We start from the raw sequence: 11,502 nt of genomic DNA on the forward strand, positions 1-11,502 counted from the left end.
ACCTAAAATGTAATATATTCCTGTCATATATTAATAATATGACATTTTAATGTTTTTTTATATGGATTTTATGTTAACAACACGAATAATCTCTAAAGATATTTCTGTCATTTCATTAGCTGGTTTATGTAGTATGTATTATGTTGTAACTTTAGGAGATAATTTGTGTAGTTTTCAAATGATAAATTGCATATAAATAGAAAAAAACTTAAGAAAGGAGGTTAGATATTCTGAACCGCCGCCAAAAAGTTGAACAGTCTGCATTATCTAAAATATTAAACTCAATCATTTTCTCAAGTAATGATTTGTACATCTTCTTTGAAAAAAATCCTCGCTTACCCCATAAATTGACTAATAGGGGTCACCATATCATTTCGGGAAAATTGTACGTTTGGACACGATTTGGACACAAATTAACCGATTCCCTGTACGTTAAGGAATCGGTTCTTCATCTTATTGATTTTTTATAGAGTTTTTCTCTCGTAATGGTCTTAAATTATTGAAATTTGTTTTTTGGTTTAAGTTCCATACATAATCACCTGTCAATGTGATATGTTCCCAGCCAAGTGGAGATATATGTTGTAAGTATTCCTCTGGAATATCCACACCTTTTTCACGTAAAGCATCTACTGCACGTGATATATATACCGTATTCCACAATACAATAGCTGAAATAAGAAGTTGCAAACCGCTCGCTCTATGTAATTGGTCCTCATAAGAACGATCACGAATTTCTCCTAATCGATTGAAAAATACCGCTCGAGCAAGAGCATGTTTTGCTTCACCTTTGTTTAACCCAACCTGTACACGTCTTCTAAGTTCAGGACTCTGCAACCATTCTAACGTATATAAAGTTCTTTCAATCCTTCCTATTTCACGCAAAGTTACAGATAAGCTATTCTGCCTTGGATAGGCCGCAAGCTTTTTGAGAATAAGAGAAGCTGTGACGGTTCCATTACGAACAGAGCTAGTTAATCGTAATAAGTCATCCCAATTTTCTCTTATTTTCTTTGTATGAATTGTTCCACCAATCATGAATTCTAGATGTGGATGATTTACGGGCTTTTCAAAAGTATAAATTTTATTTTTACTAAACGTTTTAATTCTAGGAGCAAATCGAAATCCTAACATATGACACATGGCAAAAACATGATCTACAAAGCCTGCTGCATCCGTATAATGTTCTTCAATTTTCAAATCTGTTTCATGATACAGAAGGCCATCAATAATATGTGGTGCTTCTTCTGAAGAACTAATAACTTGTACATAAAATGGGGCGTATTGATCTGAGATATGTGTATAAAAACTTAATCCTGGATCCCTACCATGTTTTGCAGTTACTTGTGCTAACGGACTAGACTGACCGCCGGCTCTAAAGAATTGTCCGTCAGAAGATGAAGTCGAGCCATCTCCCCAATAAGAAGAGAACGGGTATTTATGCTGAAAATCAGTGATTGCTCCAAGGGATTTAGAGTAATTTTCATCCCTTATATACCAATCCGATATCCAAGCTAATTGTGTATAAGATATATTTGGACAAGCATCTGCCATTTTAGAGAGACCTAGATTAATACCATCAGCCAAAATAGCTGCGAATAATACGGATTTATCCTTCGGCTCAGTTTGAGTATGAAGATGAACAAAATGTTTGCTAAAATGTGTCCAGCTATCTACTTCTACTAATAATTCTGTTAATTTAATACGCGGTAATACACTATAAATAAGTCTAGTTAGATCTTCGACCTCATCTGGAATCATTTTCTTTAAAGATGCAATTTGTATTTTATCTGCATAGATTTCAACATCTGGCAATAATTGATTTTGAATTAAATGATTTACCTTAGAGAGTTGTTCTTCCATTGACTTAAATCGTTCCTGTAAATATTGATCGATATTTGTTGAAATTGTTAAGGGAACTTGTTTTTTATTCTTCAATTCATTCCATTTTTCTTGTGGTAATAGATACTCTTCAAAATCCTTATATTGTTTACTTCCTACAACCCACATATCCCCGGCACGAAGGTGATTACATAATTCCGAAAAGACACCGAACTCATAGTAATGACGATCAATACCATTATCTTTCATCACATGCTTGAACCATTTCGACTTAAGGAAATCCATTGGGGCTGTTTCAGGAATTTTTCTTTTTCCTGTTTGGTTTATTTCTTTTAACATCTCTAAAGCCTGAAATAGAGTATCACTTGCCTTAGATGCCTTAAATACATAAGTTCTTAATAATCTGGGTGCAAACTTCCGAAAATGGCCATAGTGATTATCTAGTAGTTCTAAATAATCAAATTCTGCTGGTCTAGCTAATTCTTCCGCTTGTTGTACTGATTGTACAAATTGTTCCCATGAAATAATAGATTGTAAAGATTCAAAAGGATCTTGTTCTAATTCTTTTGCTTCAATTAAAGCTTTTCCAACTTTTGCGTATAAACGAACCTTTTCATTAATCGCTTTCCCGTCTTTTTGAAAGTGGTCCTTATGTTTCTTTTCTCCACGATTAAACATTCTCCCCATTAGCTTCTCAAGCATCTCTATTCCTTGATCTGTTAAAAAAGCATAAATATGAATGAGAAAGGCCATAAGAGTTGCGTGTCGTTTGAGTTCATGAAATCTGGATAAATGTTGATTGGAATAACGTGATCCTTCACGAGCCATCTGTAGCAATCTATTTTGATGTACTTCTCTTCCATTATCTAAAGGTAAATTTAATTTTTGAATAAACTCTATTCGATCCATAATCTTATGAAAATTTTTAACCGAAATGACACCGGGAGGTTGTCGAAGCCATGATATATATGAATATTTATATCCCTTTCCTACGCTTAATATCCTATCGAGTTGTTTACATTGAGAAGGAGTAAGGCCCTTTGTTAATTGTTTAAAAATCTTTCTATGTGCTCGTTCACGCACAGCCCATGCTAAATGTTCAATTGCATATATGGCTGGTAGAATAATTTTTCTTTTCCTCATTTCTATAATAAGAGCCTCTACTAAAAGATGTCCTTTATCTGTTTTCATTGCCATAGGTAAAAGCCAACGTGCTAATTCCCGATATTCTTTTACAGTAAATGTTCGAAATCCAAATGTACTTCTAATTTTAATAAGATGTTCACGACGAGTTGTATCACGATCACGTGCATAATTTTGTATAGCAGAAGGTGAAATTCCTAATTGTTTAGCAATCGTATGTACAATAAAATCTGGAACTTTTTCATTTGCAGATAAGGGTCGTCCAGGAAAACGTAGATAAGCAATTTGTATTGCAAATCCTAATCTATTAGCGGCTCCACGCTGTTTATTTATAACCTTTAATTCTTCATCAGATATTGTGTAATAACGCAATATCTCTCGTTGATCCATGTATTCAGGAATTTCATAAAAATACGCCCTTTGTGATGAAGTGAGAAGCTCCCTTGTTACCATATTATTTCCCCCTATTTATTTAAATATCGATAAACCGTAGTACGAGAGACCCCTAGCATTTGAGCTACATCTTTAATAGGAGTTTTATTCGCAACAAGGGTTTGTATCATATCGATTTCCGTGTCTTTTAGTTTCTCTGGTCTGCCACCAAATCGCCCTCTTGCTCGTGCAGCAACCCTGCCAGCTTCCGTTCGTTCACGAATCAAGTTACGTTCAAATTCTGCAAAAGAAGCAAATAAATGAAACATAAGTTGACCAGTAGCACTTGAACGATCCATTGTAATATTTTCATGAACACTATAAAAACTAATCCCTCGTTCATTCAATTCATTCACAATCTGAATAAGGTGGCGCATAGTACGACCTAAGCGATCTAACCGCCAAACTACCAAAGAATCACCAGGGCGTACATATTGAAGCGCTTCCTCCAAACCTGGTCTTTTATCTTTAACTCCACTCAATTTATCTTTAAATATCTTATCGCATCCATAAGCTTTCAAAGCATCAATTTGCAAATCTAAATTTTGATCAATTGTAGATACTCGAACATATCCAATCTTCATTTCTTTTTCTCTCCTCTTGTTCAATAACTTAATTCTATACATTTATCTGAACATAGATAAGTTTACAAGGTTTTTGAACATGAAAAAAGGAGAAATCCTATAATTTTTTGTTCCATATTAACGTGTACAGAAACATACAATTTTCTGTACACAGAAAAAGAAAATACGGTCTGATAAATCCATTGGAGAATTTAATGTTATAGGACATTTTATGATTGATTTATATTGACTGTATATTCTACAAAAAATTAAAGGATAAAGTTATTTTTTGGTAAATAAATATACATATTGAAACAAATAAAAAAATGGAGGGCTTTTTATGAAAAAAACTGTATGTTCAACTTTGGCAGTATTCATATTATCATTGTCTACCATAGTTCCAGTAAACGCAGAAAGTAACAATGTATCAAGTGAATTCTCAGGTGGAGGATTCTATGATAGTAAAACTAATACACCTCCACATGAATTCTCAAAAACTGATGTCTCTTCCTTAGGATCAGCACCTAGTTGTTCACAAACTTTTTATCATAGTGTTTCAACTGTACCTATGCAAGTAGCTAACGCCGGAGGTGATTATAGATCCTTAATGTGGGGATTTAATTTAACTTCTACAGCTAAAGCAACACTTGGTCCAACTGTCACAGTTTCCATGCCTACCGCATCAGTAAATGAACGACCAATAAATCCTCCTTACCAACCTCATACACAGTCTGTTGCATATAACTTTCATGGTAGTTTGAAGAATTATAGTTATATGGGTGGCAGTTATACCCTGAAAAAAGGTGATATAGTTAATCTTAATTGGTTAGTAACTAAAAATTCAGATCCTACGAAAGGAGCTTATAGATACATTAGATGTCAAGTAAATTAATTAGGTGGAAAATTGAAGATATAACCTTTAAAACTCTTAGAGAATCAGAAGTATGGGCAGATTCTATTGCAAACGAAATATATGGGGAAACAATTAATGGGTATATAACTCCTGATTATAAGATAGCCTATGCTCTTGCGTTTTTCTTAGCCTCAACTTCTCATTTCATAGTCCATACAGAAAAGGAAGCTATAAAAGACTCTTTTATTTATAAAGTTTGGGTAACTGTTGTAACTAATAAAGAATAAATAAGGATAGAAAAAAGAGCCAATTTTACAATGGCTCTTTTTATTTTTAAATCCTATTTTAATTACTTGGAATTCAACATCAATAACCGATTCCTTAACGTACAAGGAATCGGTTGATTTGTGTCCAAATTGTGTCCAAACGTACAATTTTCCCGAAATGATATGGTGACCCCTACAGGAGAAAAAACATTAGGAATTAACCCAAACACAAGCGTAATAATTAATAAATATGACAAATATTTTTTCATCGAACCCCTCCTTGATTTATTGTTCATTATTTTATTCATATATAAACATTAATGGAATTAATTGGAAGCGTCAAGATAATTATGATATTATTCCAGTGATTTTATCGTATCTCCATCAATCTACAAAAATAAACAAACTCAAAACAATAAAACCAAGTAATTTGTACGGAATCTTCGTTCTAGAAGCTGCATAAAATCTTAAGTTGATGGGTATGTATGGTAGCTCTGGATGGAGATACAGTAGGATGCAAATTAATGTTGTTTTTCATTGTACACCCCATTTAACCCCAACTTATTACAGAATCTTTTACTTAGTAAAGAATAAAATTTCTTTTCCAAAATAAATCAAAACCAATATATTACTATGTATATACAAAAGCATGGCATAAGATTGCCATGCTTTTCCTTCCATTAAAATACTTCTCTTACATTATTATTTTCCTAGTATAATAACGCAAGACTTTATTAATTTCGTGATACTGTTCTTTTTTATACTAGTTTTCAACAATACAAACAATTCCCGTTATCCAGTAGCGAACTTTTTTCCCTTTGGACAAATCCCCTACATCACCCGCTTAAACATCTTCTCCAGTTCATAAGTCGAATGATGCACAAGTATAGGTCTACCATGCGGACATGTATATGGATTTGTTGTTGTTCGCAATTCTTCTAGTAAGGCAAAGATTTGATCATTCGTTAAATATTGATTTGCTTTAATCGATGCTTTACAGCTCATCATAATAGCCGCTTCTTCGCGCAGTTTTTTAATATCGACTTTTTTCAATTTCAATACTTGCTGCATCATTTCATCGATAATTTCCATCTCTTGTCCTTTTGGGAACCATGTTGGATGTGAGCGGACAATGAACGATTGGTGACCGAATTGTTCTAGGAAGATTCCTACTTTTTTCAGTTGTTCTAGTTGTTCTTCGACGCGTAAAAATTCATTAAGCGATAAATCAATTCGGTACGGTACAAGTAATTCTTGTACCTCTGGTGCCACTTGTCCTACTTTATCACGGAAATATTCATAGTTAATGCGTTCCTGAGCTGCATGCTGGTCAATCATATATAACCCTTTATCATTTTGGGCGAAAATATATGTTCCGTGCATTTGTCCAATTGGATACAACGGTGGTAAAGCGTTTCCGTTCATTTCGATTTCTTGCATTTCTTCAAGTTCTTCTAATTCAAAATCTTCCTCATGAACTTCCCAATCATTCTCTTGTGAAAGTGGTTCTTCTACGATTGGCTTAGACGGTTGCCAATTGTTTTCTTCTTTTACAAGAGACTCTGGCGGCTGCCATTCTTGTTTTGGCGGATTCCAAAGCAGTGGTGGTGACTTCGGTTTTTCTTCTTGTTCATCCATTCCACTTGGCAGTACGATAGTTGGCAGCTCTTTCGGTTTCGCGTGCTCAAACTGAAACTGTTCTTGGACGCTTTCATCTTTTTCTTTTTTCTTTGTTGTAGAGCTGGCATCAGGAATGAGTTGAATCTTTTTAAATGCAGCTTGTAATGCTTTTTCAATAAGCTGCAATAGCTCCTGTTCTTTACTAAAGCGAACCTCTAGTTTTGCTGGATGAACGTTCACATCAACTAGCATCGGATCCATTTCAATTGATAAGAAACCAATTGGATAACGTCCAACAGGCAACAACGTATGATAGCCTTGTTGCACTGCCTTCATTAAGACAAAATTCCGAACGTAACGACCATTTACAATCGTTGACATATAGTTACGGGATGCACGCGTTACTTCTGGCAACGTCACATAACCCCGAATCGTAAAGTCTAGCGATTCTGCTTCAATTGGAATTAATTTTTTCGCAACTTGAATGCCGTAAATTGCCGCAAGAACTTGTCTTACATCACCATTTCCTGATGTATGAAGCAGTTTCTTCTCATTATGAAACAAGCGTAAAGAGACTTCTGGATGTGACAGTGCAATGCGATATACAATATCGGTAATATTCCCAAGCTCTGTATGAATCGTTTTCATATATTTTAAGCGCGCTGGTGTATTAAAAAACAGGTTTTGAACCGTAATATCTGTCCCTTTACGGCTCGCTGTTTTTTCTTGTTTTAAAATCCCCCCGCCTTTAATGACAAGGTGTGTTCCCGGTGCATCCCCTGTACTTGTGATTAACTCTAATTCACTAACAGATGCGATACTCGGTAATGCTTCGCCGCGAAAGCCGAGCGTTCGAATACGAAACAAATCATTTTCATCTTTAATTTTACTTGTTGCATGTCTCTCAAAAGCGACGATACAATCTTCCTCAGCAATGCCATCTCCATTATCGATAATGCGAATTTTCGATAATCCAGCTTCTTCTAAGTGGATTTCAATAGATGTACTATTCGCATCGATGGAATTTTCGACAAGTTCTTTTACAACCGAAGCAGGGCGTTCTACTACTTCCCCTGCCGCAATTAAGTTAGAAAGCTGATCATCGAGTTTGCGAATTTTCCCCATCTACTTACTCATCCTTTCTTCAACTTTTTCTGTAAACGGTACAGTTCATTTAACGCTTCTAACGGTGTCATATCAAGTAAGTCCATTTTTTTAATTTGCGTTAATACTGCTGTTTCTTTTGAATCAAGTACAGGCTTGTCTTCTTTTTTCACTTGTTGTTCTGCTGCAAAGAAGGATAGCTGTGATTCTTCTTCCACTTCTTCTTGCGGCAATACTTCTTCTTTTACAACCACAGGTTCTTGCACGATTTCTTCTAAAACTTTGACTTCCGTTCGTTTCGGAATAATAATTTCCTCTTGGCCTTCAAGCTGCGCTAATACTTCTTTAGCACGAGCAATTAAGCTATCTGGAAGCTCTGCAAGCTGAGCAACATGAATACCATAGCTCTTATCTGCCGCTCCTTCTTGAATTTTATGCAAGAAGACAACTTTTCCGTTTTCTTCAATTGCGGAAACATGTACATTTTTTAGATGATCTAAACTTTCTTCTAGAACTGTTAATTCATGATAATGTGTTGAAAATAACGTTTTCGCACCAATTTGATCATGAATATGCTCGATAATTGCTTGCGCTAATGCCATACCGTCATACGTAGATGTACCACGGCCAATTTCATCAAATAAAATTAAACTTCTTTCCGATGCATTCGCAATTGCATTTTTGGCTTCTAACATCTCAACCATAAACGTACTTTGGCCTGATATTAAATCATCTGCTGCCCCAATTCTCGTAAAGATTTGGTCAAACACAGGAAGTACAGCCTCTGCCGCTGGTACAAAACAACCGATTTGCGACATAACGGTAATCAGTGCTAATTGACGCATATACGTACTTTTACCGGACATATTTGGACCAGTAATCAAAAAGACGTCCATATTTTCAGGCATGATACAATCATTCGGAACATACAATTTGCCGTTTAACACTTTTTCAACGACCGGATGACGGCCATCTTTAATAAAAATTTCTCGTTTACTCGTTAATGTTGGTTTTACAAATTGTTCTTCTTCACTTACAGTTGCAAAACTTTGCAGAACATCTAGTTCACTAATAATTTTTGCTAATTGCTGCAATTTCGGAATAAATACTTTCACTTCTTCGCGAAGAACTGTGAATAAATCATATTCTAACTGAACGATTTTTTCTTCTGCTTCTAAAATTAATGTCTCTTTTTCTTTTAGCTCATCTGTAATAAAGCGTTCTGCATTCGCAAGTGTTTGTTTCCGCTCATAACGTCCTTCTTGAAGTGCAGATAGATTTGCTTTTGTGACTTCAATATAGTAACCAAAAATACGATTATAACCAATCTTTAATGATTTAATTCCCGTTATATCGCGCTCGCGTTTTTCAAGCTCCGCAATCCACGTTTTCCCGTTTTTGCTTACATAGCGATATTGATCTAATTTCTCACTATAACCATCTTTAATAATGTCACCATCTTTTATCGAAAGCGGCGGGTTTTCTTGAATACTTTTCTCTAGTAACGCCGTTAAACCTTCACATGGATCAGCGCCTTGAATTAACGTTGCAGCATACGCATTATCTAACAGACTAACCGCTTCTAAAATAGCAGGTACTTGCAGTAAGGAACGTTTTAATTGCAGTAAATCGCGCGCATTGACACTACCATATGAAACTTTTCCTGCTAAGCGCTCTAAGTCGTATACTTCTTTTAGTTTTTCTTTCAAATCTTCACGGAAGAAATAATCATTAACAAACGTTTCAACCATCTCTAAACGTTCTTCAATTTTTTCTTTTTGAATGAGCGGACGTTCCATCCACTGCTTTAACATTCGTCCACCCATCGCTGTTTTCGTTTTATCTAACAGCCATAATAATGAACCTGTTTTTTCTTTTGTTCGAATGGTTTCTGTTAGTTCTAGATTCCGTTTAGAATGAACATCAATCTTCATAAAATGATTTGTATAATAAATTTCAACAGGTTGCAGATGATCTAGAGAACGTTTTTGTGTTCGTAAGACATAGTAAAATAAACGTCCAACTGCTGCAAGTAGTTTTGATTGCGTCACATTTTGAACGAGATGCATAAGACTCTCTGGAATTTTTGTTTCTTCCTCATATGAAACTGTCATTTTTAATGTTGCTAACAGCTTATCCAATTCTTCCTTAGAGAACGTAGAAGATACGACAATTTCTTTCGCACCCGTTGCATATACTTCTAGTAATACATCTTCAAGTGTTCCTGTTAATAATGTTACTGTATTTTGACCTGTTGTTAAGTCATTACAAGCTAATGCATAGGAACCATCTTCAAACTGTTCTAGTGCTGCAAGGAAGTTATTTTCCTTTTCATCTATCGTACGACCTTCCATCATCGTCCCTGGTGTAATTAATTGAACAACTTCACGGCGTACCACACCTTTTGCTGTTTTTGGATCTTCAACCTGTTCACAAATTGCTACTTTATATCCTTTTTCAATCAATTGTTCAATGTAGTTTTTTGCAGCGTGATATGGTACACCACACATCGGAATCCGTTCGCTTCCGCCCCCATCACGACTCGTCAATGTAATTTCAAGTTCATGTGCTGCTTTTACAGCATCCTCAAAAAACATTTCATAAAAATCACCTAATCTAAAAAATAAAAAGGCATCTTGATAATCTGCCTTGATCTTTAAATATTGCTGCATCATCGGCGTGTACTGTGCCATTTTGCTCCTCCATACATCTCTCTTTTTCACTTTAAAAATATATTATAACACAATTATACACGAATGATTTTGATCCATCATCTGAAACATATACAAAAAGCTAGGAAGAGGATCTCCCTAGCTTCACCTTACTCTTCTTCAGCTTCTACAATAAAGTTCGGATCAAGTTCTTCAAACTCATCATCATCCACTTCAAATTCCTGATCATCTTCTTGACATCCATCTGGATTTACACTTACACAAATTTTTGTTTCTCCAACTACCTCTGTGACAAATTCACGTTCTACTGTAACAACCATTTTATTTCCGTTCGGTGAAATCACAGCTTCTAAACAATTTGGATGTTGAACAACACGTGCAATGATTTCAATATCTTCACCAGAAAAATTTGTATCACGGTAACCAACTTTCACATCATCAGTGTAATGCACACGCTCTGTTACAACTTCAGTTTTCGTGTTTTCATCATGTGAGTACCATGTGTTAATGTCATAGTATCCTTCGATTTCTACATACTTTCCATTCCTTTTTGCTTCATATGCATGGTTAATAACCCAGCACCCTAGAATACTTGTTGGCGTATGATTCGGTGCAACAGTGTGAGTTGTTTTCATATACTTACGCCCTTTTCCCACAACTGCTTTCGTAATAATCTCTCTAAATTCGGACATACGAAACCCTCCTCAATGTATATTCCATTCATTATATGCGGGATAAATGCGGAATGTGTTATTCTTTTTGAAAAGCTATTATATACCGTTCATTTTGTAATGAATACTCCCCCACTTAACAAAGCTTGAAGTGGGGGTTCCTAACGTTTCGACCTAACGGACGATTAACGTCAGTGGAGTTAACACACTAGCGAGTTGTTTCACGCCTAACCCCTCTATCCCGTTTGTCCATGCATTCGGGACTACTTTTCGTAAAATATTAGCCGCAGCGTTTACATCTGCGTTGATTCCGATTCCTTTTGCAGAACGATACATACC

The 11,502-nt window shown here is 35.4% G+C and carries 7 protein-coding genes and 2 pseudogenes; 2 read left to right on the plus strand and 7 right to left on the minus strand.

Annotated features, from left to right (window positions below; genetic code table 11):
• Nucleotides 1-208 precede the first annotated feature (208 nt).
• The 3 genes and pseudogenes from V7024_RS19430 to V7024_RS19440 form a co-directional block, all read right to left on the minus strand.
• Nucleotides 209-304 (minus strand): annotated as a pseudogene (locus V7024_RS19430) (hypothetical protein); the annotation flags it as partial.
• Between the two features lie 149 nt (nucleotides 305-453).
• Nucleotides 454-3,435: a Tn3 family transposase gene (locus V7024_RS19435; RefSeq protein ID WP_335522886.1), complete on the minus strand. Its 2,982-nt coding sequence runs from the start codon at nucleotides 3,433-3,435 to the stop codon at nucleotides 454-456.
• An 11-nt stretch (nucleotides 3,436-3,446) separates the two neighbouring features.
• Nucleotides 3,447-3,998, minus strand: coding sequence for a recombinase family protein (locus tag V7024_RS19440; RefSeq protein ID WP_335522889.1), 552 nt, complete (start codon nucleotides 3,996-3,998; stop codon nucleotides 3,447-3,449).
• 319 nt (nucleotides 3,999-4,317) lie between these two features.
• Between V7024_RS19440 and V7024_RS19445 the strand changes: the two genes are divergently transcribed.
• Both V7024_RS19445 and V7024_RS19450 read left to right on the plus strand, forming a co-directional pair.
• Nucleotides 4,318-4,869 (plus strand): hypothetical protein, encoded by a 552-nt coding sequence (locus tag V7024_RS19445; RefSeq protein ID WP_150190206.1) that lies wholly within the window; start codon nucleotides 4,318-4,320, stop codon nucleotides 4,867-4,869.
• The gene (locus V7024_RS19450) at nucleotides 4,869-5,117 is read left to right on the plus strand and encodes a hypothetical protein (protein WP_335522899.1); all 249 of its coding nucleotides are present in this window, start codon (nucleotides 4,869-4,871) and stop codon (nucleotides 5,115-5,117) included. Before V7024_RS19445 ends, V7024_RS19450 begins: the two co-directional genes overlap by 1 nt.
• Before the next feature lie 810 nt (nucleotides 5,118-5,927).
• On the opposite strand, the gene mutL is transcribed toward V7024_RS19450, so the two are convergent.
• The 4 genes and pseudogenes from mutL to V7024_RS19470 all read right to left on the minus strand — a co-directional run.
• A complete protein-coding gene (gene mutL / locus V7024_RS19455) occupies nucleotides 5,928-7,841 on the minus strand; it encodes a DNA mismatch repair endonuclease MutL (RefSeq protein ID WP_335522892.1) in 1,914 nt (637 codons plus the stop codon).
• Between the two features lie 8 nt (nucleotides 7,842-7,849).
• The gene (gene mutS / locus V7024_RS19460) at nucleotides 7,850-10,513 is read right to left on the minus strand and encodes a DNA mismatch repair protein MutS (RefSeq protein ID WP_335522894.1); all 2,664 of its coding nucleotides are present in this window, start codon (nucleotides 10,511-10,513) and stop codon (nucleotides 7,850-7,852) included.
• Nucleotides 10,514-10,641: 128 nt separating this feature from the next.
• A complete protein-coding gene (gene cotE, locus V7024_RS19465; protein ID WP_020059059.1) occupies nucleotides 10,642-11,184 on the minus strand; it encodes an outer spore coat protein CotE in 543 nt (180 codons plus the stop codon).
• Between the two features lie 153 nt (nucleotides 11,185-11,337).
• Nucleotides 11,338-11,502: pseudogene (locus V7024_RS19470) on the minus strand (RNA-guided endonuclease InsQ/TnpB family protein); the annotation flags it as partial.

It is taken from the genome of Bacillus sp. JJ864 (genome assembly GCF_036963045.1).
Classification (GTDB): Bacteria; Bacillota; Bacilli; order Bacillales; family Bacillaceae_G; genus Bacillus_A; species Bacillus_A pseudomycoides_C.

What these genes read in the sequence shown, in the direction of transcription:
- V7024_RS19435 (WP_335522886.1), bottom strand. Translation starts at nt 3,435, where the DNA reads ATGGTAACAAGGGAGCTTCTCACTTCATCACAAAGGGCGTATTTTTAT.
- V7024_RS19440 (WP_335522889.1), bottom strand. Translation starts at nt 3,998, where the DNA reads ATGAAGATTGGATATGTTCGAGTATCTACAATTGATCAAAATTTAGAT.
- V7024_RS19445 (WP_150190206.1), top strand. Translation starts at nt 4,318, where the DNA reads ATGAAAAAAACTGTATGTTCAACTTTGGCAGTATTCATATTATCATTG.
- mutL (WP_335522892.1), bottom strand. Translation starts at nt 7,841, where the DNA reads ATGGGGAAAATTCGCAAACTCGATGATCAGCTTTCTAACTTAATTGCG.
- mutS (WP_335522894.1), bottom strand. Translation starts at nt 10,513, where the DNA reads ATGGCACAGTACACGCCGATGATGCAGCAATATTTAAAGATCAAGGCA.
- cotE (WP_020059059.1), bottom strand. Translation starts at nt 11,184, where the DNA reads ATGTCCGAATTTAGAGAGATTATTACGAAAGCAGTTGTGGGAAAAGGG.